The following is a 24,961-nucleotide window of genomic DNA, read 5'->3' as shown; positions in this document are numbered from 1 at the left end:
AATCGGCCGGCGCGTGCGGCCGGATAAATGCTCAATTTTTGCGCAAGGCGAAAAGCCTCTGATCAAAATTGCAGCAGTCGCCGCGACGATCAGCGCGCTTGCACCAAAACACGGCCGGACCACAAATAGAGCGCAAGGAGACACGGCATGAGCACTAGCAACGATAATTTCGACGTGCTGATCGTGGGTGGAGGGCCGGTGGGCCTGACGCTGGCGCTGGCGCTGGTGCAGTCGGCCCGCGGCATCCGTATTGGCCTCGTCGATCGCCGGCCGCTGTCAGTGCCGCGCGATGCCCGCGCTTCGGCCATTGCCGCCGGGGTGCGCCGGGTGTTCGAGGCACTGGGCGTGTGGCCGGCGATGGCCGCCGAAGCCCAGCCGATCACCGCCATGCGGATCACCGATTCGGGCGAGGGCGATATCGCCCGACCGCTATTCCTGACCTTTGATGGCGATGTGGCGCCGGGCGAGGCCTTTGCCCATATGGTGCCCAACCGCGTCAGCGGCCAGGTGCTGCTTGATGCCGTGTCCGCGCATATCGAGGTCATTGCCCCGGCCACCATTACCGGCTTTGCCGAAGGTGCTGGCAGCGCAAGGCTGACGCTGGCCGATGGCCGTGTGCTGAGCGCCCCACTGGTGGTCGCTGCCGATGGTGGCCAGTCGACCCTGCGCAACATGGCCCAGATTGGCGTCATCGCCCATGATTATGGGCAGACCGGGCTGGTCACCAATATCGGCCATGAATTGCCGCATGATGGCATGGCCTATGAGCATTTCCGCCCCGCCGGACCGTTTGCCAGCCTGCCGCTGCCGGGCAACCGCTCGTCGCTGGTGTGGACCGAGCGGACGGCCGATGCGCCACGTTTCCTCGCCATGGACCACGCCACGCTGGCGCGCGAAATCGAGGCGGTGATGGGGTCCAGCCTGGGCGCGGTTACTGTCGAGGAAGATTTGCAGGGGTTTCCGCTGCGGCTGCAGATTGCGCGCGAGTTTATTGCCCCTCGCCTGGCACTGGTCGGCGACGCTGCGCATGTGGTGCATCCGATTGCCGGACAGGGGCTTAATCTGGGGCTCAAGGATGTGGCGGCTTTGGCCGAAGTGGTGATCGAATCGATCCGGCTCGGGCTCGATCATGGCGGCGCCGATGTGCTGGGGCGCTATCAGAGCTGGCGCCGGCTCGATACGGCCAGCATGGCGGCGATGACCGATGGGCTCAATCGGCTGTTTTCCAACGACCTCGCCCCGGTGCGTGCGCTGCGCGATGTCGGGCTGGGGCTGGTGGATCGGGCCGGTCCGATCAAGGCGGCGCTGATTCGCACTGCGTCGGGCGTGTCCGGCAGCGGCCCGAAACTGCTCAGCGGCTTGCCGATCTAAAATGGTCCGGTTCGACTCCACGGCGATCGAGCGCGCGGAGTACGATCCAGAGAGCCGGGTGCTGCAAATCTGGTTCAAGCCCTCGGGTGGCCCCTATGACCATCTCGAGGTGCCCGAAGAGGTGTTTTACGAGCTCTGCACCGCCCCCTCAGCCGGGCGCTACTACAACGAGCATATCCGCGACCGCTATGAGGTGATCCCGCCTTAGCCGCCGCCCTTCAGCTCCGGCATTTTCCGCAGGGCTTCGGGGTCGACATTGCGGGCTTCGTCGAGGCTGAGCAGCGGCACGCCCTTCACAATCGGAAAGGCCAGCCGCGCTGCTACCGAAATCAGCTCGCTGCGGTCGGCCGATAGCGTCAGCCGCGTCTTGGTCAGCGGGCAGACCAGCATTTCGAGCGTCTTGACGTCGAACTCATGGCGCAGATTGGGGGCGGGCGCCTGGGCCATGGTCAGTTGAGCGAGCTGGCGCCGCCGCTGGCGCCCCGGGCAATTTCATATTCGGTCATGGCGATCAACGTCTCGGCCCGCTGCTCCAGCGTCTGCGCCTCGAGCAGCACCTGCTTCTCGGCCGGACCGTAGGGGCCGACCATGCAGCAGAAATTGACCAGATCGGCGGTGCCGGTCCGCTCGATCTCTTCCCAGTTCAGCTCGATGCTGGCGAATTCGGCATAGTCGCGCATCATCTTGACGAAGCGCTCGCGGTCCACCGCCTCCTCGCCGAAATCGCGGGTGAAATCGCTGGCGTAATCTTCCGCCGCGATCACGCCCTGCCGATACGGCGTCAGCACGGTCAATTCATGGGCCAGGCGAAACCGCGTCACTCCTTCGAGAATGACGAAGTAGCGGCCTTCGCCACTTTCCTCGAAATGGGTCAGCCGCCCCAGACAGCCAATGGCCTGCAGCGGGCTGCGGGTCTTGGGGCTTTCCTCGCTGGTGTCCTCGGGCTGTATCAGCCCGATCAACCGGTCGCCGCGCAGCGCCGCATCGATCAGCTCGATATAGCGCGGCTCGAAGATATTGAGCGGGCGATGCGAAAACGGCAGCAGCAAAGCGCCCGACAGCGGAAACAGCGGTACGGATTTGGGCAGGTCGGCCGGAGCGGCCGGGCGTTTCAGCATCGATTCGTTTCCCTTACGAGAACAGCGCCGCCGACAGCAGGCGCCTGCCCTTGAGTGTCGCCGGATCCTTGGGGCCCCAGGCGTCGAAGAATTCGAGCAGCTTTTTGCGCGCGCCGTCGTCGTTCCAAGTGCGGTCACGCTTGAAGCTGGCGATCAGCGCCTCGGCGGCCTCGACGCGCTTGCCTTCGGCATTGAGCGCCAGCGCCAGATCATAGCGGGCCTGATGGTCATCGGGGTTGGCGGCAACGGCGGCTTCCAGCGTCGCGATTTCGCTGACATTGGCAGCTTCGGCGAGCAGGCGGATGGAATTGGCCAGCGCGCTATAGGCGTCGCCCGTCCGGTCGGCTTCGGGCACCAGATCCAGCGTGGCCTGGGCCTGCTCGGTCTCGCCGGCGGCCAGGTAGACCCGGGTCTGCCCTAGCAGCGCGGGCACATGGTCGGGCTGATGCTGCAGCACCATGCCGAAAATCTGCGCGGCGCGACCGAGGTCGCCGGCGGTTAGCGCGGCCTCGGCGGCGGCGATGGCCTCGGCGATCTGGGCTTCCATCGAATCAGCAGCCGGCTGCGGCGCCGGAGCACCGGCAATCACCTTCTCGGCAAAGCGGCGCACTTCACCCTCGGGCAGCGCGCCCATGAAGCCATCGACAGGGCGGCCGTCGGCAAAGGCGAACACGGCTGGTATCGACTGCACGCCGAGCTGGCCGGCAATCTGTGGGTGCTCGTCGATGTTTATCTTGATCAGCCGAATCGCTCCGGCCTTTTCGGTGACCACTTTTTCGAGCGTCGGGGTCAGCGCGCGGCACGGGCCGCACCAGGGCGCCCAGAAATCAACCAGCACCGGCTGGTCGAGCGAAGCATCGATCACATCGACCTTAAATGCAGAATCGCTCGAATCCTTGATCAGAGCGCCAACAGGCGCGGAAGACTGGGGGGTAGCGGCAACGCCGTTAAGCGGAGTGGACATGACGGAACAAGGCCCTTCAACCGAGGCAAACTGGGATATTCGTGGCCCTTCTTGCGCCAGCGAACGGTGACCTGACAAGCCCTTGGGCCACTAAGACGCCGACAAGATGACGATAGCGCCAAAAAGTGGGTTGCAATCGGTCAAGTGATTGGGCATATAGCGCCCGTCGACCGGTGCTAAGGCACTGACCGGCAAACGGAGCGCGGGTGTAGCTCAGGGGTAGAGCATAACCTTGCCAAGGTTAGGGTCGTGGGTTCGAATCCCATCGCCCGCTCCAATCTTCCCTCGGGAAGAAACGATCAAAAGGCCAGACGCAAGTCTGGCCTTTCGTTTTTTCCGGCCTAGGGCAGCGTGTGCCCGGCGGCGGTGAACAGGCGATACCATTCCTGACGCGTCAGCGGCACGGCCGAGCCGGCAGCGGCGTCGGTGACGCGGCCGGGATTGGTGGTGCCGAGCACAACCTGGATATTGGCCGGATGGCGGGTGATCCAGGCCACGGCAATGCCGGTCGGGGTCACGCCATATTGCGCCGCCAACTCATCGATGGCGTCGTTGAGCGCCGCGAAATTCTCGCGATCGCCGAGAAACACCCCGTCAAAAAACTGCTTCTGGAACGGCGACCAGGCCTGCAGCGTCATCTTGTTGAGGCGCGAATAGTCGAGCAGGCCATTGTCGCGGCTGACCGACTGCTCGAGCCCGGCCATGTTGGCGGCGATGCCCTGCGCAAACAGCGGCGCATGGGTGATGGAGAGCTGCACCTGATTGACCACCAGCGGCTGGTTTAGCGCGCTTTTGAGCAATTCAATCTGCCCCGGGGTGTGGTTGGAGACGCCGAAATGACGGACCTTGCCCGAAGCCTTGAGCGTATCGAAGGCCTGGGCCACCTCGTCGGGCTCGACCAGCGTATCGGGGCGGTGCAGCAGCAGCAGATCGAGATAGTCGGTGCGCAACGCCGCCAGTGATTCGTCGACCGAGGTCAGGATGTGCTCGGCCGAGAAATCGAAATAGCCTTTGCGGATGCCGACCTTGGACTGGATCACCAGCTGTTCGCGCTCGGCCGGCGACAGCGTCACCGCTTCGCCGAAACGCGCCTCGCATTTGTGACGCTCGCCGCCGTAGATATCGGCGTGGTCGAACACATTGACGCCGGCATCGCGGGCGGTGCCGACCAGCGTCGCGATTTCGGCATTGCTCATCTTGGGAATGCGCATCATCCCCAGGATGACACTCGACACCGTCAAATCGGTATGAGGGAGCTTATAGGTCTTCATCGTCGGCACCGTGGCTAGGGTCACAAACCGCCAGCAGGGAGTGCCGGCGCGGTTGTCAAACTATGTCACGCCGGCGCCACGAGGCCCAGCAGCGTGGTCAGCTCCCGCGCCGCCACCGCACCGGCGCGATTGGCGCCGATGGTTGAGGCCGAGGGGCCATAGCCGACCAGATGAATGCGGGGATCGCGCGCCACCTGCGTTGCCAGCCGCCCGGTCATGGTGATGCCGCCCGACTCTTCGCGCAATTGCAGCGGCGCCAAATGGTCGAGCGCGCTGCGAAAGCCGGTGCACCACAGAATCACATCGACATCCAAGCTGCGGCCATCGGCCCAGCGCACGCCGGTCGGGGTGATCTCGCTGAACATGCCTTGCCGCGCCAGCGCGCCGCGCTGGGCCATGGCGGCGATGGAAGGGGTCATCGGCAGGCCGGTGACCGACACCACCGAACTGGGCGGCAGCCCGGCCCGCACGCGTTCTTCCACCAGCGCCACGGCGGCACGCCCGGCCTCCTGATCGAAGGGGCCTTCGCGGAATTTTGGTGGCGTACGGGTGACCCAGCTGGTGCGGGTCACCTGCGAAATCTGGTCGAGCAGTTGGATGGCCGAAATCCCGCCGCCCACCACCAGCACATGCTGGCCGGCAAAATCCTCCGCTCGATGAAAATCGCGGGTATGCAGCTGGCGGCCGGCGAAGCTGTCGGCGCCGGGATAGTCGGGGACATAGGGCTTTTCCCAGGTGCCGGTGGCGTTGATGATGCCACGGGCCGAAAACAGCCCGCGATCACTCTCGACCCGCAGCCGCTCGCCCCGGTCGCACACCACGCTGACGCTGGCCGGACGCAACACATTGAGCCCGAAATGGGCCTCATAAGCGGCGAAATATTGCGGCACCGCCACAGCGGCGCGCACGCTGGCATCGCCGCCGGCCATGGCCTCAAAGCTCATGCCGGGCAGGTCATGCACCCGATTGACGGTGGAGAGCGTCAGCGACGGCCAGCGATATTGCCAGGCCCCGCCCGGCTGCGGCGCCCGGTCGAGCACGAGGAAATCGCGGCCGGGGGCCAAGCCGAGCTGTTTGAGATGATAGGCCGAACTCAGCCCGGCCTGGCCGGCGCCGATAACGACAATATCGAGCTTGAGCGCGACGCGCGCGCCCTGGGTCTGATCTGGCACGCTTGGCCCCCGATAATTGCCACCACATTTAGGACTGCGCTGCGACGGGAGCAACCTCTGGGCCGCTGCGGGGTTTTAACCGGCACAGGAGTGCTGATCCATGACCCACGTGACCTATGATGTCGTCGAACATGACGGCGGCTTTGCCTACCGAGTGGGCGATGTGTTCTCCGAAACCTTCCCCACCCACGCGGCTGCGCACGCCGCAGCCGGCGCCGCCGCCCGCCGCATGCAAACCAGCGGCAGAGACGAGGCCATCCAATTCCAGGACAGCAGCGGCAAATGGCACGAAGAGCAAGCCAATGGCGGCGACCGCCCACAGACCGATGTCGAGGATGAGCTGAAGGATTGAGCTTCACCTCACCTCAAAATGCGGTGTCATCCCGGCCTTGAGCCGGGATCCATCCTGAAATGGATTCACCGGCACAATCTCAGGATGGGCCCCGGCTCAAGGCCGGGGTGACATTGTGGGTGGGACGATACCCAGCCCGCCCCTACACCCGCTTGGCCAGATGCTGCCCGGTCAACGAGCCCTTGGCCTTGACCAGATCGCCCGGCACGCCTTCGAACTGCACGCGGCCGCCATCCTGGCCGGCGCCGGGTCCCAGATCGATCACCCAATCGGCCCGCGAGATCACGTCGAGATTATGCTCGATGACGATCACTGAGGAACCGGCATCGACCAGCCGGTCGAACAGCCCGATCAGCGTATCGACATCATTCATATGCAGGCCGGTTGTCGGCTCATCGAGCACATAGATATTGCCCTTTTTGCCCAGCTCGGCCGCCAGCTTGAGGCGCTGGCGTTCGCCGCCCGATAGCGTCGATAGTGGCTGGCCCAGCGTCAGATAGCCCAGCCCGACATCGTCTAGCCCCTTGAGGATCTTGGCGATGGCCGGCTCGGTGAAAAACCCCACCGCGTCGTCGACGCTCATCTCATAAACTTCGGCAATCGACTTGCCGCGCAGATGGTGTTCCAGCACCTCGGGCAAAAACCGCTTGCCCTCGCAGGTCTCGCACACCGTCACCATCGGATCGAGATGGGCCAGATCGGTATAGATCACCCCCAGCCCGTTACAATCGGGACAGGCGCCCTTGGAATTGGCCGAGAACAGCGCCGCATCGACCCCATTTTCCTTGGCGAAGGCCTTGCGGACCGCATCGAGAATGCCAGTATAGGTGGCGGTATTGGAGCGCCGCGAGCCACGCGCCAGATTCTGGTCGATGATGATGGTGTCGGGATAGGCACTGGGCAGGCAGCCCTGGATCAGGCTGGATTTGCCGGAGCCGGCGACGCCCGTTACGGCGGTGAGCACCCCTTTGGGAATCGACACCGACACGTCCTGCAGATTGTTCAGCTTCGCGTGGGCGATCTTCAGTTCGCCGGTGGGCTTTCGCACCTTGTCCTTGATCGGCTGATGCTTCTGCATGTGGTTGCCAGTCAGCGTGCCGGATTTGAGCAGGCCGGCATAATTGCCCTCATACACGACCTCGCCACCCTTGGAGCCGGCATAGGGCCCCATATCGACCACATGGTCGGCAATGGCGATCATGTCGGGCTTGTGCTCGACGATCAGCACCGTATTGCCCTTGTCCCGCAGCTGTTCCATCAACCCGGCCAGCCGCCCCACATCGTGCGGATGCAGCCCCACCGAGGGCTCGTCGAACACATAGGTGATGTCGGTCAGCGAGCTGCCGAGATGGCGCACCATTTTGACGCGTTGGCTTTCGCCGCCCGACAGGGTGGAGCTTTCGCGGTCGAGGCTGAGATAGCCCAGCCCGATGGTGACGAGGTTTTCCAGCCGCAGTGCCAGCGCCTCGAGCATTGGCCCGACCTGCGGCGCGGTGATGCCGCGGATCAGTTTGGCCAGCTCGCTGACCTGCATGGCCGAGAGCTGGGCGATATTATGCCCCTCCACCGTGCTGGCCAGCGCCTGCTGGTTGAGCCGCGCACCCTGGCAGACCGGGCAGACGGCGCGGGTGAAGATGCGGTCATATTCGGCGCGAACATGGGGCTGCAGCGTTTCGGGGTCCTTGCTGCCCAGCCCCTTCTTCAGCTTGGCGACGACGCCCTCATAGGTGAGGTTGATCTTGCCCACCTTGATCTTGCGGCCGTCATCGAGATGAAACAGCATCTCGCGCTCTTCGGCGCTGAAGTCCTTGATCGGCTTGTCGACATCGAACAGGTCGGCGCCGAAATAAATCGCCGACCACCAGCCATCGACTTCAAAGCCCTTGGGCAGCAGCGCGCCTTGCTTGAGCGATTTGGTCTCATCGACCACGGCGCTCATATCCATCGCCGCCACCTGGCCGATGCCTTCGCAATCGGGGCACATGCCGCGCGGGTCATTGTAGGAATAGAGCCCCGGCGAACCCAGGCGCGGTGTGGCCAGCCGGCTGAACAGCACGCGCAGCATCTGCGCCGCATCGGTCACCGTCGCCACCGTCGAGCGCGAATTGCCGCCCAGCCGCTGCTGATCGACAATGATCGCCGCCGAGATATTTTCCAGCTGGTCGGCGTCGGGCTGGCCGTAATGCGGCATGAATTGCTGCACGAAGGCCGGATAAGTCTCGTTGATCAGCCGCTGGCTTTCCGCCGCGATGGTGCCGAACACCAGCGACGACTTGCCCGAGCCCGACACCCCGGTGAACACGGTGATCTGCCGCTTGGGAATATCGAGGGAAACCGATTTGAGATTATTCTCGCGGGCGCCGCGAATGATGATCGAACCGTAGAGCGATGAAGTCACGCGATGATCCTCTGGTCTGGGGCGGCAGGGACGCAGTTTTAGTCGGTCACGGCGCAGCCGCCAACCCGCACACTAAAGCCACCCCGCTGACATGACGCGTCAGCAGGGTGGCTTTCGACAGGCTTGTGGATTTTTGGTTTTTTGAGGGTGGGTGAGCCTCACCGACCCCGTGGGATTGTCCAACCCGGACTGCCATCGAGTGTCTGGCCCCACCCCACCCTCATTCCCTCCCCATCAGAGGGGAGGGAGGCGCAGGTTGCGATGGCAGTGTTCATCGTCTCCCTCCCCTTTGTGGGGAGGGATCAAGGGTGGGGGTGCCGCTTAAATCGATAGTCCCTCGGCATTGAACAGATGCAGTCTTGCCGGGTCGAAATGCACGCTGACGGTGGAACCCAGTTCCACCGGCCGCTGGCCTTCGAGCACGATATTGACCGGCTGGTTGTCGGCGGTGGTGGCATAGACCACCGTCTGGCCGCCGAGATTTTCCACCAGATCGACCCGCACCTCGGCCAGTTTGACCCCGCTGCCTTCGGCAATTGTGATATGCTCGGGGCGAATGCCCAGGGTCGTCGCTCCCGCCACCGCCCGCTCCAGCGTCAGGCTGTTGCCGGCCACGGTGAGCGTTGCCCCATCCGCCTTGGCGCTGAGGAAGTTCATCTTCGGGCTGCCGATGAAGCCGGCGACGAACAGGTTCTTCGGATTGTTGTAGAGTTCCAATGGCGCGCCGGCCTGCTCGATAACGCCACTGCGCAGCACCACGATCTTGTCGGCCATGGTCATGGCTTCCACCTGATCATGGGTCACATAGATCATGGTGTTGCCGAGGTCATTATGCAGCTTGGCGATCTCGACCCGCATCTGCACCCGCAGCTCGGCGTCGAGGTTACTCAAGGGCTCGTCGAACAGGAAGATTTTTGGCTCGCGCACGATGGCGCGGCCGATGGCGACGCGCTGGCGCTGCCCGCCCGACAGGGCCTTGGGCTTGCGCTTGAGCAGCGGCTCGATCTTGAGGATTTCCGCCGCTTTGGCCACCCGCTCGGCGATTTCGGCTTTCGGCATGCGCGCGGTTTCGAGGCCAAAGGCCAGGTTCTGATAGACGCTCATATGCGGGTACAGCGCATAGGACTGGAACACCATGGCGATGCCGCGCTTGGCCGCCGGCACGTCGTTCATGCGCTGGTCGTCAATCAGCAGATCGCCGCCGGTGATCGGCTCGAGGCCGGCAATCATCCGCAGCAAGGTGGACTTGCCGCAGCCGGACGGGCCGACAAATACGGTGAACTCGCCCGGGTCGATATCGAGATCGATGCCGTGGATCACTTGCGTGTCGCCATAGGCTTTGACGATCTGCCGAAGCTGAATGCTGGTCGCCATGGTCAATCTCCTATGCGGTCCGGAACTGCGCCGGGACCCAGCTTTCGTAGAGCACATGCCCCGGGCCGATCGGCAGGACAACATCCTCGCCGGTAGCCGATGAATGATAGAACGCCGTCACCAGTTCAAGCGAACGCCGTGAATCGGTGCTGGTGACCGGCAGCTTGCCAGCCCCCGTCAGCGCGTCATGGAACCGGGCCATCTGGGTCTGGAACCGCGATGGCACATGCTGCCAATCCTTGAGCAGCGCGTCGATGGAAGCAGCCGTTTCCGGATTGCGCGGCTGGATGCTCCACAGCTTCTCGCCGGGATTGTACGCCGCGTGGTCGCTCTCGAAGGTGACGTTTTCAAACGCCAGGCGAATGCGGGTGGTGTCGTCGGCCGCGCCCAAAGTGGCGGTGAAGCTGGCCAGGGCGCCGCTTTTCATCACCAGCGAGGCCGAAATGGTGTCTTCCACCTCGATCGGATTGACGCGCGTGGCGACCCGCCCGAAGACGCGTTCGATATCGCCCATCAGATAGGTGAAGAGGTCATGCGGGTGGATGGCATGGCCCATCAGCACGCCGCCCAGCTCGGTCGCCCATTTGCCGCGCCACGGCACGGCATAATAGGGCGCGTCGCGGCGCCACAGCGTTTCCACCGTGCCCATGAAGGGCTTGCCGGCAATGCCGGCATCGATGATGGCCTTGGCCTGTTCGATGCCATTGCCGAAGCGATATTGGAACACCGGCATCAGCATCCCCTTGGAGAGTTTCTCCTCGGCGATGACCTGATCGACCTGCGCCAGCGAGCCGACCAGCGGCTTTTCGCAGATTACATGCTTGCCGGCGCGCAATGCCGCCATGACCATGGAGAAATGCAGCCCCGGCGGGGTGCAGATATCGATGATGTCGATATCGTCCATCGCCAGCACGTCGTCAAAACTGGTGCTGCGGCCGGCAATGCCGAACTCATCGGCGACCGCGTTCAGGCGCTCTGCATTGAGGTCGCACAGCACCTTGACCTGGAACTTGTCGGCATTGGGCAGATAGCCCTCGACCACATGGCTGCGGCCGATGCCGACGCCGATAATAGCAACGTTGAAGACGCGACTCATTGGGCCCACTCCGTTCCCACTTCGGCCTGGGCCTGCGCGGTCAGCGCCAGCTTCATGGCGTTAAAGCAGCGTTCGCGCGGCATGGCGGTCTCGGTGCGGTCGCGCACGTCAGCCAGGAAGTGGCGGCCGAAAGGCAGGTCGACGGCGCTGCAATCGATATGCTGCACACCCTTCTTGTCGACCAGGAACAGATGGTTGTCGCCGGGGCGGCCGGCGATATCGACATATTTGCGCAGCTCGATATAGCCCTCGGTGCCCAGAATGGTCAGGCGACCATCGCCCCAGGTCGGCAGCCCCTCGGGGGTCATCCAGTCGACGCGGATATAGCCGGTGGTGCGCGCGGTGCGGACATGCACGTCGCCCACATCCTGCAAGCCGGGACGCTCGGGATGGTGGCGGTTGAACACGCTGGACGACACCACTTCGCCATCCATGGCGTTGGAGAAGAACAGGAACTGCTCGAACTGGTGGCTGGCGATATCGGTGAGGATGCCGCCATAGCGCGTGCGGTCGAAGAACCAGTCCGGGCGATTGTTGAGGCGCAGCGAATGCGGCCCGAGGCCCACCGTATTGACCACTTCGCCAATGGCGCCGGCGGCGATCAGATTGCCGGCTTCCACCGTGGCCCGCACTTCGAAATGCTCGGAATACATGATCGAGAAAATCTGGCCGGTTTCGGCCTGCACGCGCTTGATCTCGTCGAGCTGGGCGAAGCTGGTCATGCCCGGCTTGTCGGTCAGCACATCCTTGCCATGCTGCATGGCGGCAATGGCGATGGCGGCACGGTCAGCCGGAATGGCGGCGGTCACCACCACCGCGATCGCCTTATCTTCCAGGATGGCGCGCGGATCGGCAACGCGCTTGGCCTGCGGATATTTGGCGCCGAACAGCGCCGCCAGATCGTCTTCCACGGCGTGGAAGGCCACGAACTCGGCCCCGGCCTGCACCAGGCAATCCACCTGCCCGTAGATATGGTTGTGATTGATGCCGATGGCGGCGAATTTGATGGTCATGCGAGAATAGTCCCGTCGGTAATATCTGTGTTCTGCCTCCCCTCCCCCTTGCGGGGAGGGGTCGGGGGTGGGGGTCCATCGGTGGTCACAAAGCCGACCCCCTCCCCGGCCCTCCCCTCAGGGGGGAGGGAGCGCCAACCATAGCCGTCTTGCATCACCGCTTCATTCCGGTGGTCGCGATGCCTTCGATCAGCAGGCGCTGGAAGAACAGGAAGAACAGGAAGATCGGCACCAGACTGAGCACGCTCATGGCGAATAGTCCGCCATAGTCGCTCATGCCGGTACTGTCAGTGAAGGTGCGCAGGCCGAGCATGACGGTGTAGGTCTTCATTTCGCTGAGATAGATCAGCGGCCCGAAGAAATCGTCCCAGGTCCAGATGAAGGTGAAGATGGCGGCGGTGGCCAGCACCGGCATGGAGAGCGGAATGATGATCTTCCAATAGATGCGCCAGGGTGAGCAACCATCCATCTGCGCCGCCTCGTCCAGCTCCTTGGGCAGTCCACGGAAGAATTGCACCATCAGGAAGATGAAGAAGCCATCGGCGGCGAGAAACTTGGGCACGACGAGGGGCAGGAAGCTATTGACCCAGCCGAGCTGGCGGAACAGCACATATTGCGGGATCAGCGTCACCTGATAGGGCAGCATCAGCGTCATCAGCATCAGCGCGAACCAGAAATTCTTGCCGCGAAACTGCAGCCGGGCAAAGGCAAAGGCCGCCATCGAACAGGCGATGACATTGCCGACCACGCTCAGCCCCGCAATGATGAAGCTGTTGGTGAAGAACACGCCAAAGCTGGTGCGCAAGCCGTTCCAGCCCCGCACATAGGCGTCGAGGCTCCAGGCCGAGGGGATGATGCTGGCCGAGGTGAAAATCTCGTTTTCCGGGCGGAACGAGGCGGCCAGCAGCCAGAGCAGCGGATACAGCATCAGCACCGAGGCGCCGAGCAGGCCGACATGGGTCAACACCGAGAGCAGTTTGCGCTGGGTCGGGGTGAGGGTCCGCAGCCCGACAACGGTCAGTTTGTTGGGGGCGTCAGTCATCGTAGTGCACCCAGTATTTGCTGGTCAGGAACGAGAAGGCGGTGAACGCCCCGACCAGCGCCAGCAGCACCCAAGCCAGCGCCGAGGCATAGCCCATGCGGAAGAAGCCGAAGGCCTCCTGGTAGAGGTACAGCGTATAGAACAGGGTCGAGTTGATCGGGTTGCCGGTGCCGCCGGAGATGATGAAGGCCGGAGTGAAGCTCTTGAAGGCCTCGATGGTCTGGATGATGGCGTTGAAGAACACCACCGGGGTCAGCAGCGGCAGGGTGATCTTGAGGAACTGGCGGAACTTGCTGGCGCCATCGAGACTGGCCGCCTCATACATGTCCTGCGGAATCTGTCGCAGACCGGCGAGGAAGATGATCATCGGCGAGCCGAACTGCCAGATCGACAGCACGATCAGCGTCCACAGCGAATATTGCGGATTGGAAATCCAGCTCGGGCCATCAATGCCGAACATGGCGAGGAATTTATTGACCAGGCCGTCGCCGGCAAAAATCTGCCGCCACAGGATGGCAATGGCGACCGAGGCGCCGAGCAGGCTCGGTAGATAGAACAGCGCGCGATACAGCGGCAATCCGCGAATGCCGCGATTGAGCAGCATGGCCACCGCCAGCGCGAAGGCGAGCTTGAGCGGCACCGAGAAAATGACGAAGAAGGTGGTCACCCGCATCGACGCCCAGAATTTGGGGTCGTTGGTGAACATGCGCATGTAATTGTCGACGCCGGTCCAGCGCGGGGCGGTGAGCAGGTCGAAATGGGTGAAGCTCAAATAGAGCGAGGTCGCCATTGGCCCGACCGTGAGCCCGATGAAACCGATCAGCCAGGGCAGCAGAAACAGATAGCCCGGGGCATCATTCTGCCAGATCCGGGCCCAGAGCGAGGGCGAGGCCGCGCGCTCCCTTTCGGGAGCGCCCGATTGAAGGGAGCGCGCGGTCATATCTTAGCTAGCCCGTTCGAGAATGGCAGTGGCTTCGGTGACGAAGTAGGCACCGGCATCCTCGGCGGTGCGGGCGCCGAAAGCGACTTCCTGGCTGAGCGTACGCAGCAGCGAGATGTCGATTTCACCAGCAGCGGCCGGCGGCGGCGGGGGCAGTGCGCCAAGCAGATCGCCCAGATTGGCCACGAAGTTCAACGCAATCTGGTTGGCTTCGTCCAGCGTCGGGGCCACGGCGTCACGCACCGCGGCCGAGCAGGGAATGCCGCGCTCAACGCCGAGAATCTTGCCGGCTTCCGCATCGTTGATGAAGAAGTTGAGGAATGCAGCGGCAGCTTCCTTATTGGCCGACGAGCCAGCCACCGAGAAGAACATTGAGGGCTTGCGGTAGTGGCCGCCGCCGACGCCGGCTGCGAGGCGGGGGTAGCCCACCATATCGAGGCGATCGGGAATGATCGCCTGGTAGCCCACCAACTGGTTGGAGTTGGACGGCATCATCGCCGATTTGGCGCGCACCAGCGGCGTGGTTTCCACGGCACCGGTATCGATGGCCTGCTCGTCCGGCGCGATGATGACACCAGCCGCGCGGAACTCATTCCACATGGCGAACCACTTGACCATTTCGTCGGCCCCGAAGCCCAATTTGCCCTCGGCGGTATAGAGCGCCAGGCCCTGCTGGCGCAGCCAGTTGTCGAGCATCGGTTCGGTGCCCGACGAGTCGTTCATCATCTTCATGCCGCCACGGACATTGGCAGCAGCAAAGGCCGCACCCTTTTCCAGGATGTCGGCATAGGTCCAGGCATTGGTCGGCGCTTCAATACCGGCTTCCTCGAAAGCAGCGGTATTGATCAGCGTGGCCACGGAGTTGGCGCCCAGCGAAATGCCATACAGCTTGCCGTCGACCTTGCCGCCTTCGAGCTGGTCGGCGTCGAAATCGTCGAGCTTGAGCACGCCGCCGACGAATTCATCGAGCGGGGCGATGGCGTTGCGCTTGGCGTATTCAACGATGTAGCGATAATCCATCTGGATCAGATCGGGGGCGTTGCCGCCGGCGGTCTGGGTGGCCAGCTTGGGCCAGTAGTCGTTCCAGGCGAGAAATTCGCCCTCGATGGCACCGCCATTGGCGCCGGTATAGAGATCGGTCACGCCATAGGTGCGGTCGGCACGAGCCTGGCCGCCCCAGAAGGTCAGACGCAGATTTGCGCCTTGGGCCCAGGCTGGCATGACGCCGGCGGCGCCCGCAGCGACGAGCGCTGAACTGCCCATCAGAAACTGACGGCGGTCGATACGAATAGTCATTAGGTTTCCTCCCAAGAACTTAGGTCGTTCCATTCCGGAACGTGTGTGACCGCAGCCTCCCCGCCGCTAAATCACCAACCAGTTACATACTCCGCACTGCTGGATATCGATGTCAACAGCCCGAAGTCACGTTTTTCGTCGGCTACTTCCTATATCGTTTGCGCAAATAACCGACTGGTTACGACATAGCACACAGATTCGGCGCAAGGCAATCACTTGTATGGAAGATGCGGGCAGTCGGTGAATGCCGGGTTACGCCCCATGCAAGCACCGCGCTCCAAGCCCGGATTTCGGCGCTTTCAGCCTGTTCAATGCTGTCAGGCCCTCCCTTTTTTACTGCCTTTCAGCGGCAGATCGGGTCTTGTTGAGCAACAGAGTGGCGCAGTCTCGACCAAAAGAAAAATACGAAATATCCTCTCCATTATAGATTGTATCTATGGCACGAGAGGAAGCGCCGGCATGGACAAGCTGCTCAACCAATTCCTGGCGGTGGCCGAAGCCGGCAGCATCACCGCCGCCGCTACGGCGCTGTTCGTCACCCAGCCGACCCTGACCTTCAACATGCGCAAGCTGGAGGAAAATCTCGGCGTGAAGCTGCTGATCCGCACCCCGCGCGGGGTAGCGCTGACCGAATATGGCGAAACGCTGTATCAGAACGGCCGACTGATGCGGCGGCTCTATGACAATACGCTCAGCGCCATCGCCCACCAGCATGGCCGCACCGAGCAGGGCCTGCGCATCGGCTCGGGCTATTCCTGGTGGTCGTTGTTCATCCGCGACATGGTGCTGGATTATTCGCGCAGCCATCCCAATGCCCGCATCCATGTCAGCCTCGGCAACCAGCTGCGCTGCATGGACCAGTTGCTCAGCGGCGACATCTCGCTCTTCGTCGCCCATGAGATCGACGGTCTCAATCGCAGCACCGGCGCCGAGCTGGTGCCGCTGACCCGCGTCGGCCAGGGTTATTTCGTGCGTGAAGGCCATGCCCTGCTCAGCCGGCCGCGCAGCATCGCCGAGATCGAGGCCTATCCGGCGGTCAACAGCTCGATGCCCGAAATCCGCCACCAGCGCTTTTTCGAGACCTGGGGCCGCAGCCCCTCGGGCAGCGCATCGTTCGATCAGGGCAATTATGTCTTTGCCTCCAATTCGCTGGCGGCGTGTCTCGACTATGTGGCGCGCAGCGATGCGGTGATCGGCCATACCGAGGTGATGCAGGACGAATTCATCCGCCGCGGCCTGCGCCGCATCAGCGTCAGTGAACCGACCCGGCAAAGCCTGATTGGCATCTATGTGCTGCAGGAACGCGCGGTCGAGCCGCGCATCGCCGAGCTCATCGCCCAATTGCGCAGCGCTGCCAGCAAGGTGCTGCCAGCGCTGGACTAGGCCGGCTTGGTCCGCAGATAGTCCACCACCATCTGCACCGCTTGGGCTTCGCGTTCCTGCACCATGTCGATGCCGCTGAGGTCGCGGGCAAAGATCACCGACAAAGTCGCCATGTTGGAGACATAGAAGAAGCCCAGCGCGGCGATGGAGATATAGAGCTGCACCGCATCGACATCGCGGCGAAAAATGCCGGCATCGGCGCCGCGCTCGACAATGGTGGTAATCTGCCCGACCAGCGGCGAATGCAGGTCTGGAATATCGGGCAGGGTCTTCAGAAACCGCGCATTCTCGATATTTTCGGCGTTGAGCAGGCGCGGAAACCACGGATTGGCGAGGAAGTGGCGGAAGGTGAAGCGCACCAGCCGGTCCATGGCGTCGACCGGGCCGAACTGGTCGAGGCTGAGCGCCCGTTCGCCGCGGCGAATCTCCTGATAGGCGTCGAGCAGCACCGCCCGGTACAGCACTTCCTTGTTGCCAAAGTAGTGGTAGAGCAGCCGCTTATTAGCCCCCGCCAGCGCGGCTATGGCATCGACCCGCGCGCCCTCGAAACCGCGCTCGGCAAATTCGGCGCGGCCGGCCACCAGAATGTCCGCCTTGGTCTTTTCCGAGTTGCGCGCGCGCCTTGGCGCCTCAGCCTTGAGGCGAGGCTTTGGCGCGGCCACGGGGGATGAGGGCTCTGACACGCTTGGATACCGCCGGAATGGACATGAGGATGGTGAAGGTGATGATCAGGCAGATAACAGCACTGATCGGACGGGTAAAGAACGGGCTCGGATCGCCATTGGTCAGTTGCAGCCCGCGCCGCAGATTGAGGTCGAGCAGGTCGCCCAGCACAATGCCCAGCACCAGCGGCGCCATGGGGAATTTCATTTCCCGCAGCAGGAAGCCGACAACGCCGAAGAACAGCATGACATAGACGTCGAACATGCGCTGGGTGATGGCGAAGGAGCCGACCACGCAGAGCACATAGATCACCGCCATCAGCCGTTCGCGCGGCACCATCAGCACCTTGATGAACAGCTTGGTCAGCGACAGGCCGAAGATCAGGTTGGCGATGGTCGCCAGCAGCAGCATCGCCACCACCTGGTAGAGGAAGACCGGGTTTTCCACCATCAGCATCGGGCCGGGGCGGATGCCGTGAATATACATGGCCGCGATCAGCACCGCCGCCGCCGCCGAACCGGGCAGCGCCAAAGTCAGCGTCGGGATCATGGCGGCGGACACCACCGCATTGTCACCGGTCTCGGCAGCGATCAGCCCTTCCTGGCTGCCCTTGCCGAACATTTCGGGGTTTTTGGAGAATTTCTTGGCCGCCGCATAGGAGGTCCATGAGCCGACGTCTTCGCCGACGCCGGGGATGATGCCGACCAGCGTGCCGATAACGCCGGAGCGCAGGATGGTTTTCCAATATTGGAAAATCTCCTTGAAGGTCGGCACCACCCGGTCATTGACCGAGACGATGTTGGCGACGGCGCTGCGCTTCATCGAGGAGAGGATTTCGGCCAGCCCGAAGGCGCCGACCATGGCCGGGATCAGGTCGATGCCGCCACCCAGCGCCTGAATGCCGAAGGTGAAGCGCTGATGGGCATGCAGGGTTTCCATGCCGACCATGGCGACCAGCAGGCCCAGAATGCCGGCGATATAGCCCTTGAGCGGGGTATCGCTGCCGGTCATCTGGCCCGAGATCACCACGCCGAACAGCGCCAGCCAGAAAAATTCATAGGAGCCGAATTTGAGCGCCGCTTCCGACAGGACCGGGGCGATGATGGCGAGAAAGAAAATCCCCACCATGGTGCCCAAAGTCGAGGAGGTGGTGGCCAGCCCCATGGCGAGGCCGGCCTTGCCCTGCAGCGCCAGCGGATGGCCGTCCAAGGTCGCCGCCGCATTGGCGGGGGTGCCGGGAATATTGAGCAGGATGGCGGTGCGGCTGCCGCCATAGATGGCGCCGAGATAGACGCACATCAGCGTCAGGATCGCCTGATCGGGCATCATTTTATAGGTCAGCGTGACCAGCAGGGCGACGCCCATGGTGGCGGTCAGCCCGGGCAGAATGCCGATGGTGACGCCGAGCAAGGTCGCCCAGGCGACGTTGAACAGCGACCCGGGGGTCATGAAATGGCCGATGCCCTGGCCCAGCAGCAGGAGTCCGTCGAACATGGGGTGCTCCTAAGGCAGGCGAATGAGGAAAATGCGGGTGAAGGCGTAGGCAATGCCGCCGCCCGCGACCACGGCGACGCCCAGCGCCCAGAGCGCGCTGCGCAGCAGCGGAATGGGCTGATCGGCCAGTACGGTTTCAAACAGAATGATGAAGGTGAAGATGAACAGCATGGCCGCCAGCCAGAACGGCAGCCAGCCCACCAGCACCAGGGTGAACACCAGCGCCAGTCCCAGCACCGCGCCAACGCGGAAGGCCTGCCAGCTCACCAGCAATTGCGCGAGGCCCCGCCAGCCGTCCGGCGCTTCGATGCGCCAGGAGCGCCAGGCGAGCAGCCCGCCCAGCAGGGTCAGCACCGCGCCCAGAATCATCGGCACCAGGCCCGGAATGGTCGCGGGATTGATGCGGCGCGCTTCCAGCCGGGGCATGGTCCAGCTCATATAGAACACCGCCAGACCCAGTGCGACCAGCACAATGGCCGCCACAAGATCGGCGCGGGCGCGAACCCCCTGTTCGTCGGGCTGGATAGTCATGTTTGGCATTTCCTTGGCAAAAATTGCGGGCGGCAGCGAAGCACCGCCCGCATGAGGCTTATTTCATTTCGGTGCGGGTTTCGCAGTCGATGCCGATGGTCGAGGGATCGTTGACCGCCTCGCCGCGCAGCACGGCGTCACAGGCTTCCAAAATCACCACCGGCATGGCCAAGGCGCGGGCTTCGGCGCCATAGGCGGGGGAGAACACCGCGCCGAAGGTCTCGGCATAGGTTTTCACCGCTGCCGAATTGGCCACCTGATCGGCCCAGATCTTGTCGAGCGTGGCGATCACTTCGTCCGGCACGCCGGTCGGCACGAAAATGCCGAAATAATCGGGCGCCAGTTCCATTTCCGGCAACCAGTCGGTGATCGGCGGGATCGGCTCGACGCCGTCAAGCAGCAGCGGCTGGTTGGACAGCACGGCCAGGGCGCGCAGGCGGCCACCACGGATCAGTTCGGTCTGTTCCACCGCCAACTGGGTGGTCACCATGGCCTCGCCGGCTGCCGCAGCAATCGCTGCCGGCCCGCCGCCATCATAGGTGATCATGTTGAAGGGGAAGTTGTCGGCCGCGCCGCTCAGCGCCCCGATGGCAGTACCGCCCGAAGAGGTGATGCCCGCCGTGGCCACGGTCACTTCATTGCCGCGTGTCTTGAAGGCTTCCAGCAGCTCGCCGAAATCCTTGAACGGGCTGTCGGCAGGGACGCTGACCACCGGCACGTTGGCGACCGACAGATAGATGTGCCAGTCGTCGATATTGGTGTCTTCCAGCAGGCCGGTCACCGCATAGGTGGCATTGTTGGCGATGGCGTTGGCGGTCCAGGTATAGCCGTCACGCGGGGCGTTCAGCACTTCCTGGGTGCCGATGGCGCCCGAGGCGCCCGGCTGGTTGACCACCACCACATCGACGCCCAGCGCTTCGCCCAGAATCGGTGCGGTGACGCGGGCGATCTGGTCGGTCGAGCCGCCGGCGCCCCATGGCACGATCAAATTGATCGGGCGGTCGGGTTTCCAATCCTGCGCGGCGGCAAAAGATGTGCCCAGCAACAGCGCCGAGGCGCCCCCCGCCAGGACAAACAGCAAGCGTCTGTTCATCGCATATCCTCCCTAGATGCATCTGGTCCGGACATTTCCGTGACCCGGCCCCCAGACTGCGGTCCGACTTTGGCGCTGTCAACCGATAAGTAACTATCCAGTTCTTATTCGGGCAGCGAAAATTTACGGGCAGCGACCGCTGGATAGAGATTGCGCCGGCCGCCGTGCCGAAGCATCCTGAACCGAAAGGTTGTCTCGCAGGGGCGGAATATGGAATTTCAGTCGGCCATCATCATGCTGGTGGCATTGGGCCTGGGCGCCGTGGTCAAGGGCGCCACCGGCATGGGGCTGCCGCTGATCGCGCTGCCGGTGCTGGCCTCGTTTTTCGGGCTGCAGCATGCGGTTGGCCTGCTGGTCATCCCGCTGATCGTCACCAATGGCTGGCAGATCTGGCGGTTTCGCGCCGAGGCCAGCTCGCCCCGGCTGGGCTTCATGCCGTGGTTTTTGATCTGCGGCGCCATCGGCGTCGGGCTGGGCACCTGGGCGCTGATCGCCCTGCCGGAACGGGCGCTGGTGCTCACTTTGGGCATCATCCTGCTGCTCTATGTGGCGCTGCGGCTGCTGACCCCGCATTTTTCGCTCAGCGACGCCGCCGCCCGGCGCTGGGGGCCGCTGGCCGGCACGGGTGGTGGCATTTTGCAAGGCGCCACCGGCATTTCCTCTCCCATTGGCGTCACCTTCATCCACGCCATGGCGCTGGGCCGGGAAGCCCATGTGTTCACCGTCTCGGCGATGTTCCTGGTGTTTTCGGTGGTGCAGCTGCCGGCGCTGTGGGCCACCGGAGTGATGCGGCCGGAATGGCTGGTGCAGGGCCTCCTGGCCATGATCCCCATCCTGCTGTTCATGCCGCTGGGCCAGTGGATCAGTGGCCGGCTCAGCCGGCAGGCCTTCGATCGGATGATCCTGATTTTCCTCGGCGCCATCGGCGTCAAAATGCTGCTCGGAGTCTAGCGCAGGCGGCGCTTTTCACGCCCCCTCCGAACGTCGATAGCGATCCCGCTTGACGGCCCCCCGCCATCGCGTGTAGCTAAGTAACCAATCAGTTACACCGCAAAATCGCTCGGAGGAATTCAATGGCGGAGCAACGGCTCGGACTCATCATGCACGGCGTCACCGGACGCATGGGCTATAATCAGCATCTGGTGCGCTCGATCCTGGCGATCCGCGATCAGGGCGGCATCGCACTCGCCAATGGCGATCGGCTGATCGTCGACCCGATCATCGTCGGCCGCGACGCCGACAAGATCGAGCGTCTGGCCAAGAAGCACGACATCAAGCGCTGGAGCAGCGATCTCGATGCGGCGCTGGCCAATCCCGATGACACCGTGTTCTTCGATGCCGGCACCACGCTGATGCGCGCCGGGCTGATCGAGAAGGCACTGGCCGCCGGCAAGCATGTCTATTGCGAAAAGCCGACCTCCGACTCGCTCGACATCGCCGTCGAACTGGCCAAGACCGCCCGTGCCTCCGGCCTCAAGCATGGCGTGGTACAGGACAAGCTGTTCCTGCCGGGCCTGATGAAGCTGAAAATGCTGCGCGACAGCGGCTTCTTTGGCGAAATTCTCTCGGTGCGCGGCGAGTTTGGCTATTGGGTGTTCGAGGGTGACTGGCAGCCGGCGCAGCGCCCGAGCTGGAACTACCGCAAGAAGGATGGCGGCGGTATCATCCTCGATATGCTGTGCCACTGGCGCTACGTGCTCGATAACCTCTTTGGCGAGGTCAAGGCGGTCTCCTGCCTCGGCGCCACCCACATCCCGACCCGTGTCGACGAGCAGGGCAATAGCTACAAGGCCGATACCGACGACGCGGCCTATGCCACGTTTGAACTCGAAGGCGGCGTGATCGCCCAGATCAATTCGAGCTGGACCACCCGCGTCCGCCGCGACGATCTGGTGACCTTCCATGTCGACGGCACCCACGGTTCCGCCGTGGCGGGCCTGCACAAATGCTGGACCCAGCATCGCGTCAACACCCCCAAGCCGGTGTGGAATCCCGACCAGCCCCAGACCATGGACTTCTTTGGCGATTGGGAAGAAGTGCCGGACAACTGGCCGGCCCAGAACGGCTTCAAGGCGCAGTGGGAAATGTTCCTGCGCCACGTCGCTGAAGACGCGCCCTGGGAATATGGCCTCGAAGCCGGCGCCAAGGGCGTCCAGCTCGCCGAACTCGGCCTCAAGAGCTGGGCCGAACGCCGCTGGCTCGACGTGCCGAAGCTGGAATTCTGAGGGGCACTCCCCCCGACCGCGATGTCATTCCACCCACGGTGTCACCCCGGCCTTGAGCCGGGGCCCATCCCGAGATGTTTCAGCGCTCAGCGATAGTGAAACTATCTCAGGATGGGTCCCCGCTTTCGCGGGGATGACACCGAGTTTGTTGAGGAAACGCTCTCCATGACCAGCATCAGCCTGCCCAATCCCGACCGGTCGATATCCAGCTATACGCTGACCGGCACGCCGATCCCCTTCGTTCGCCACAAGGCATCCGACTTCAACCGTATCGCCTATGCCGCGGCCCATGTCGTCGCCGATCCGCTGGCCAATAATGATCCCTGGCTCACCCCGGCCATCGACTGGGACACCACATTGAAATTCCGCCATCGGCTATGGGATCTCGGTCTCGGCGTTGCCGAAGCCATGGATACCGCCCAGCGCGGCATGGGTCTGGGCTGGGCCGAGGCGCAGGAGCTGATCCGCCGCGCCCAGGCCGAAGCCCGCACCCGCGACGATAGCCTGATCGCCTATGGCGCCGGCACCGACCACCTTGCCGCCGGTCCCGATGTCACCATCGACCAGATCATCGCCGCCTATGAAGAGCAGGTTGGCTTTGTCGAAGGTGAAGGCGGCCGCGTCATCCTGATGGCCAGCCGCGCCCTGGCTGCCGCCGCCAAGTCGCCCGACGATTACGCCAAGGTCTATGGCCGCATTCTCAGCCAGGTGAAGCAGCCGGTGATCATGCATTGGCTCGGCGAAATGTTCGATCCGGCTTTGGCCGGCTATTGGGGCCAGGTCGATCACGACGCTGCCATGGATGTCTGCCTCGACGTCATCGCCGCCCATGCAGACAAGGTCGACGGCATCAAGATTTCGCTGCTCTCGGCGGAAAAAGAAATCGCCATGCGCCGCCGCCTGCCGGCCTCGGTCAAGATGTATACCGGCGACGACTTCAACTATGCCGACCTCATCGCCGGCGACGACCAGGGCTATTCGCATGCCCTGCTCGGCATTTTCGACGCCATCGCTCCGGCCGCTTCGGCGGGCCTCGCCGCGCTCGGCAAGGGCAATAATAACGAGTTCTTCGACCTGTTGGCCCCCACCGTGGCGCTGAGCCGCCACATCTTCGCGGCGCCGACCCGATTCTACAAAACCGGCGTGGTGTTCCTCGCCTATCTCAACGGGCTGCAGGACCATTTTTCCATGGTCGGTGGCCAGCAATCGACCCGCTCGGTGCAGCATCTCAGCGAGCTGTTCCGCCTCGCCGATCAGGCCCGCGTGCTCGGCGACCCCGACCTTGCCGTCAAGCGCATGCAGGCGGTGCTCACTGTCAACGGAGTGTCGGCATGACCGCGCGCGCTATCTCGCTGAACCTGGCCACCACCCGCCAGGTCTGGGGCTTCAAGGAGGCCGTGGAAGGCTGTGTGAAGGCCGGCATCACGGCGATTTCGCCGTGGCGCGACCAGATCGCGGCCGTCGGCCTCGATGAAGCCGCCCGCATGGTCAAGGCCAATGGACTGCAGGTTTCCGGCGTCTGCCGCGGCGGCATGTTTCCCGCCGCAACTGCGGCCGGACGGCAGGCCCAGATCGATGACAATTTGCGCGCCATCGACGAAGCCGCCGCGCTCAATGCCGACTGCCTGGTGCTGGTGGTCGGCGGCCTGCCCGGTTCGTCCAAGGACCTGGCCGGCGCGCGCCAGATGGTCAGCGACGGCATCGCCGCCATGCTGCCACACGCTCGCGCCTCGGGCGTCAAGCTGGCCATCGAGCCGCTGCACCCGATGTATGCCGCCGACCGCGCCTGCGTGAACACCATCGATCAGGCGCTCGATATCTGCGAAAATCTGGGCGAAACCGTCGGCGTCGCCATCGACGTCTATCACGTCTGGTGGGATCCCAATCTGGCCAACGCCATCGCCCGCGCCGGCCGCATGAAGCGCATTTTCGCGCATCACATCTGTGACTGGCTGGTGCCGACCCGCGACATGCTGAATGATCGCGGCATGATGGGCGACGGCGTCATCGACCTGCCAGCCATCCGCAAGATGATCGAAACCGCCGGCTTTTTCGGCCCGCAGGAAGTGGAAATCTTCTCGACCGAAAACTGGTGGAAACGCCCCGGCGACGAAGTGCTGGCCACGATCAAGGAACGCGTCGCTACGGTTTGCTGATCCAGCAAG

General features: G+C 63.5%; 24 protein-coding genes and 1 tRNA gene. 9 read left to right on the top strand and 16 right to left on the bottom strand.

Annotation, left to right across the window (positions count from 1 at the left end):
- Nucleotides 1-147 precede the first annotated feature (147 nt).
- The gene (locus ACX3OZ_RS08515) at nucleotides 148-1,371 is read left to right on the top strand and encodes an FAD-dependent monooxygenase (protein ID WP_459094302.1); all 1,224 of its coding nucleotides are present in this window, start codon (nucleotides 148-150) and stop codon (nucleotides 1,369-1,371) included.
- A 1-nt stretch (nucleotide 1,372) separates the two neighbouring features.
- Nucleotides 1,373-1,579, top strand: a complete 207-nt coding sequence (locus ACX3OZ_RS08510; RefSeq protein ID WP_459094301.1) for a KTSC domain-containing protein — start codon at nucleotides 1,373-1,375, stop codon at nucleotides 1,577-1,579.
- Here the strand turns inward: ACX3OZ_RS08510 and ACX3OZ_RS08505 are convergent.
- From ACX3OZ_RS08505 to ACX3OZ_RS08495, 3 genes are read right to left on the bottom strand one after another with little or no spacing between them, the layout of a single operon-like run.
- A complete protein-coding gene (locus ACX3OZ_RS08505; RefSeq protein WP_459104272.1) occupies nucleotides 1,576-1,818 on the bottom strand; it encodes a Trm112 family protein in 243 nt (80 codons plus the stop codon). The two genes, ACX3OZ_RS08510 and ACX3OZ_RS08505, sit on opposite strands and share 4 nt — an antisense overlap.
- A 2-nt stretch (nucleotides 1,819-1,820) precedes the next feature.
- Entirely contained in the window at nucleotides 1,821-2,489 is a 669-nt protein-coding gene (locus ACX3OZ_RS08500) for an LON peptidase substrate-binding domain-containing protein (protein WP_459104271.1), read from the bottom strand.
- Nucleotides 2,490-2,502: 13 nt separating this feature from the next.
- Nucleotides 2,503-3,453, bottom strand: a complete 951-nt coding sequence (locus ACX3OZ_RS08495; RefSeq protein WP_459104270.1) for a tetratricopeptide repeat protein — start codon at nucleotides 3,451-3,453, stop codon at nucleotides 2,503-2,505.
- Nucleotides 3,454-3,655: 202 nt separating this feature from the next.
- Here ACX3OZ_RS08495 and ACX3OZ_RS08490 point away from each other — a divergent pair.
- A tRNA-Gly gene (locus ACX3OZ_RS08490) sits at nucleotides 3,656-3,730 on the top strand.
- A gap of 64 nt (nucleotides 3,731-3,794) precedes the next feature.
- On the opposite strand, the gene ACX3OZ_RS08485 is transcribed toward ACX3OZ_RS08490, so the two are convergent.
- On the bottom strand, nucleotides 3,795-4,724 hold the full coding sequence (locus ACX3OZ_RS08485; RefSeq protein WP_459094282.1) for an aldo/keto reductase: 930 nt from the start codon (nucleotides 4,722-4,724) through the stop codon (nucleotides 3,795-3,797).
- A gap of 65 nt (nucleotides 4,725-4,789) precedes the next feature.
- Nucleotides 4,790-5,896: an NAD(P)-binding domain-containing protein gene (locus ACX3OZ_RS08480; RefSeq protein WP_459094281.1), complete on the bottom strand. Its 1,107-nt coding sequence runs from the start codon at nucleotides 5,894-5,896 to the stop codon at nucleotides 4,790-4,792.
- A gap of 100 nt (nucleotides 5,897-5,996) precedes the next feature.
- Here ACX3OZ_RS08480 and ACX3OZ_RS08475 point away from each other — a divergent pair, with 100 nt between their 5' ends.
- Nucleotides 5,997-6,248: a hypothetical protein gene (locus tag ACX3OZ_RS08475; RefSeq protein ID WP_459094280.1), complete on the top strand. Its 252-nt coding sequence runs from the start codon at nucleotides 5,997-5,999 to the stop codon at nucleotides 6,246-6,248.
- A gap of 142 nt (nucleotides 6,249-6,390) precedes the next feature.
- Here the strand turns inward: ACX3OZ_RS08475 and ACX3OZ_RS08470 are convergent, their stop codons facing one another.
- The 7 genes from ACX3OZ_RS08470 to ACX3OZ_RS08440 form a co-directional block, all read right to left on the bottom strand.
- A complete protein-coding gene (locus tag ACX3OZ_RS08470) occupies nucleotides 6,391-8,646 on the bottom strand; it encodes an ATP-binding cassette domain-containing protein (protein WP_459104269.1) in 2,256 nt (751 codons plus the stop codon).
- A gap of 321 nt (nucleotides 8,647-8,967) precedes the next feature.
- Nucleotides 8,968-10,020, bottom strand: coding sequence for an ABC transporter ATP-binding protein (locus ACX3OZ_RS08465; protein WP_459094278.1), 1,053 nt, complete (start codon nucleotides 10,018-10,020; stop codon nucleotides 8,968-8,970).
- Between the two features lie 10 nt (nucleotides 10,021-10,030).
- Nucleotides 10,031-11,116 (bottom strand): Gfo/Idh/MocA family protein, encoded by a 1,086-nt coding sequence (locus ACX3OZ_RS08460; RefSeq protein WP_459094277.1) that lies wholly within the window; start codon nucleotides 11,114-11,116, stop codon nucleotides 10,031-10,033.
- The gene (locus ACX3OZ_RS08455) at nucleotides 11,113-12,129 is read right to left on the bottom strand and encodes a Gfo/Idh/MocA family protein (RefSeq protein WP_459104268.1); all 1,017 of its coding nucleotides are present in this window, start codon (nucleotides 12,127-12,129) and stop codon (nucleotides 11,113-11,115) included. Before ACX3OZ_RS08455 ends, ACX3OZ_RS08460 begins: the two co-directional genes overlap by 4 nt.
- A gap of 154 nt (nucleotides 12,130-12,283) precedes the next feature.
- Nucleotides 12,284-13,171: a carbohydrate ABC transporter permease gene (locus ACX3OZ_RS08450; RefSeq protein ID WP_459104267.1), complete on the bottom strand. Its 888-nt coding sequence runs from the start codon at nucleotides 13,169-13,171 to the stop codon at nucleotides 12,284-12,286.
- A complete protein-coding gene (locus ACX3OZ_RS08445; RefSeq protein ID WP_459094274.1) occupies nucleotides 13,164-14,111 on the bottom strand; it encodes a carbohydrate ABC transporter permease in 948 nt (315 codons plus the stop codon). Before ACX3OZ_RS08445 ends, ACX3OZ_RS08450 begins: the two co-directional genes overlap by 8 nt.
- Nucleotides 14,112-14,114: 3 nt before the next feature.
- Nucleotides 14,115-15,407 (bottom strand): ABC transporter substrate-binding protein, encoded by a 1,293-nt coding sequence (locus ACX3OZ_RS08440; protein ID WP_459094273.1) that lies wholly within the window; start codon nucleotides 15,405-15,407, stop codon nucleotides 14,115-14,117.
- Between the two features lie 459 nt (nucleotides 15,408-15,866).
- Between ACX3OZ_RS08440 and ACX3OZ_RS08435 the strand changes: the two genes are divergently transcribed.
- Nucleotides 15,867-16,790 (top strand): LysR family transcriptional regulator, encoded by a 924-nt coding sequence (locus ACX3OZ_RS08435; RefSeq protein WP_459104266.1) that lies wholly within the window; start codon nucleotides 15,867-15,869, stop codon nucleotides 16,788-16,790.
- On the opposite strand, the gene ACX3OZ_RS08430 is transcribed toward ACX3OZ_RS08435, so the two are convergent.
- The 4 genes from ACX3OZ_RS08430 to ACX3OZ_RS08415 are packed head-to-tail and all read right to left on the bottom strand — an operon-like array spanning nucleotide 16,787 to nucleotide 20,571.
- Entirely contained in the window at nucleotides 16,787-17,452 is a 666-nt protein-coding gene (locus ACX3OZ_RS08430) for a TetR/AcrR family transcriptional regulator (RefSeq protein ID WP_459094271.1), read from the bottom strand. The two genes, ACX3OZ_RS08435 and ACX3OZ_RS08430, sit on opposite strands and share 4 nt — an antisense overlap.
- Nucleotides 17,421-18,947: a tripartite tricarboxylate transporter permease gene (locus tag ACX3OZ_RS08425; protein ID WP_459094270.1), complete on the bottom strand. Its 1,527-nt coding sequence runs from the start codon at nucleotides 18,945-18,947 to the stop codon at nucleotides 17,421-17,423. The genes ACX3OZ_RS08430 and ACX3OZ_RS08425 overlap by 32 nt, the downstream gene beginning before the upstream one ends.
- Nucleotides 18,948-18,956: 9 nt before the next feature.
- A complete protein-coding gene (locus ACX3OZ_RS08420; RefSeq protein WP_459094269.1) occupies nucleotides 18,957-19,478 on the bottom strand; it encodes a tripartite tricarboxylate transporter TctB family protein in 522 nt (173 codons plus the stop codon).
- A 58-nt stretch (nucleotides 19,479-19,536) separates the two neighbouring features.
- Nucleotides 19,537-20,571 carry a Bug family tripartite tricarboxylate transporter substrate binding protein gene (locus ACX3OZ_RS08415; RefSeq protein WP_459094268.1) on the bottom strand — a complete coding sequence of 345 codons (1,035 nt, stop codon included), beginning with the start codon at nucleotides 20,569-20,571 and terminating at the stop codon, nucleotides 19,537-19,539.
- Between the two features lie 210 nt (nucleotides 20,572-20,781).
- On the opposite strand from ACX3OZ_RS08415, the gene ACX3OZ_RS08410 reads away from it, so the two are divergent.
- The 4 genes from ACX3OZ_RS08410 (at nucleotide 20,782) to ACX3OZ_RS08395 (ending at nucleotide 24,952) form a co-directional block, all read left to right on the top strand.
- Nucleotides 20,782-21,522 carry a sulfite exporter TauE/SafE family protein gene (locus ACX3OZ_RS08410; RefSeq protein ID WP_459094267.1) on the top strand — a complete coding sequence of 247 codons (741 nt, stop codon included), beginning with the start codon at nucleotides 20,782-20,784 and terminating at the stop codon, nucleotides 21,520-21,522.
- 122 nt (nucleotides 21,523-21,644) lie between these two features.
- A complete protein-coding gene (locus ACX3OZ_RS08405) occupies nucleotides 21,645-22,796 on the top strand; it encodes a Gfo/Idh/MocA family protein (protein ID WP_459094266.1) in 1,152 nt (383 codons plus the stop codon).
- A gap of 165 nt (nucleotides 22,797-22,961) precedes the next feature.
- Entirely contained in the window at nucleotides 22,962-24,131 is a 1,170-nt protein-coding gene (locus tag ACX3OZ_RS08400; protein ID WP_459094265.1) for a dihydrodipicolinate synthase family protein, read from the top strand.
- The gene (locus tag ACX3OZ_RS08395) at nucleotides 24,128-24,952 is read left to right on the top strand and encodes a sugar phosphate isomerase/epimerase family protein (RefSeq protein WP_459094264.1); all 825 of its coding nucleotides are present in this window, start codon (nucleotides 24,128-24,130) and stop codon (nucleotides 24,950-24,952) included. The genes ACX3OZ_RS08400 and ACX3OZ_RS08395 overlap by 4 nt, the downstream gene beginning before the upstream one ends.
- Nucleotides 24,953-24,961 lie beyond the last annotated feature (9 nt).

The organism is Devosia sp. A369 (assembly GCF_054489345.1).
Note: the sequence above shows the minus strand (reverse complement) of the source record. Positions and strands in the feature narration are given on the sequence as shown.

Coding starts and splice junctions, on each gene's coding strand:
- ACX3OZ_RS08515 (WP_459094302.1), top strand. CDS start 148: ATGAGCACTAGCAACGATAATTTCGACGTGCTGATCGTGGGTGGAGGG.
- ACX3OZ_RS08510 (WP_459094301.1), top strand. CDS start 1,373: ATGGTCCGGTTCGACTCCACGGCGATCGAGCGCGCGGAGTACGATCCA.
- ACX3OZ_RS08505 (WP_459104272.1), bottom strand. CDS start 1,818: ATGGCCCAGGCGCCCGCCCCCAATCTGCGCCATGAGTTCGACGTCAAG.
- ACX3OZ_RS08500 (WP_459104271.1), bottom strand. CDS start 2,489: ATGCTGAAACGCCCGGCCGCTCCGGCCGACCTGCCCAAATCCGTACCG.
- ACX3OZ_RS08495 (WP_459104270.1), bottom strand. CDS start 3,453: ATGTCCACTCCGCTTAACGGCGTTGCCGCTACCCCCCAGTCTTCCGCG.
- ACX3OZ_RS08485 (WP_459094282.1), bottom strand. CDS start 4,724: ATGAAGACCTATAAGCTCCCTCATACCGATTTGACGGTGTCGAGTGTC.
- ACX3OZ_RS08475 (WP_459094280.1), top strand. CDS start 5,997: ATGACCCACGTGACCTATGATGTCGTCGAACATGACGGCGGCTTTGCC.
- ACX3OZ_RS08465 (WP_459094278.1), bottom strand. CDS start 10,020: ATGGCGACCAGCATTCAGCTTCGGCAGATCGTCAAAGCCTATGGCGAC.
- ACX3OZ_RS08460 (WP_459094277.1), bottom strand. CDS start 11,116: ATGAGTCGCGTCTTCAACGTTGCTATTATCGGCGTCGGCATCGGCCGC.
- ACX3OZ_RS08455 (WP_459104268.1), bottom strand. CDS start 12,129: ATGACCATCAAATTCGCCGCCATCGGCATCAATCACAACCATATCTAC.
- ACX3OZ_RS08450 (WP_459104267.1), bottom strand. CDS start 13,171: ATGACTGACGCCCCCAACAAACTGACCGTTGTCGGGCTGCGGACCCTC.
- ACX3OZ_RS08445 (WP_459094274.1), bottom strand. CDS start 14,111: ATGACCGCGCGCTCCCTTCAATCGGGCGCTCCCGAAAGGGAGCGCGCG.
- ACX3OZ_RS08440 (WP_459094273.1), bottom strand. CDS start 15,407: ATGACTATTCGTATCGACCGCCGTCAGTTTCTGATGGGCAGTTCAGCG.
- ACX3OZ_RS08435 (WP_459104266.1), top strand. CDS start 15,867: ATGGACAAGCTGCTCAACCAATTCCTGGCGGTGGCCGAAGCCGGCAGC.
- ACX3OZ_RS08425 (WP_459094270.1), bottom strand. CDS start 18,947: ATGTTCGACGGACTCCTGCTGCTGGGCCAGGGCATCGGCCATTTCATG.
- ACX3OZ_RS08420 (WP_459094269.1), bottom strand. CDS start 19,478: ATGACTATCCAGCCCGACGAACAGGGGGTTCGCGCCCGCGCCGATCTT.
- ACX3OZ_RS08415 (WP_459094268.1), bottom strand. CDS start 20,571: ATGAACAGACGCTTGCTGTTTGTCCTGGCGGGGGGCGCCTCGGCGCTG.
- ACX3OZ_RS08410 (WP_459094267.1), top strand. CDS start 20,782: ATGGAATTTCAGTCGGCCATCATCATGCTGGTGGCATTGGGCCTGGGC.
- ACX3OZ_RS08405 (WP_459094266.1), top strand. CDS start 21,645: ATGGCGGAGCAACGGCTCGGACTCATCATGCACGGCGTCACCGGACGC.
- ACX3OZ_RS08400 (WP_459094265.1), top strand. CDS start 22,962: ATGACCAGCATCAGCCTGCCCAATCCCGACCGGTCGATATCCAGCTAT.
- ACX3OZ_RS08395 (WP_459094264.1), top strand. CDS start 24,128: ATGACCGCGCGCGCTATCTCGCTGAACCTGGCCACCACCCGCCAGGTC.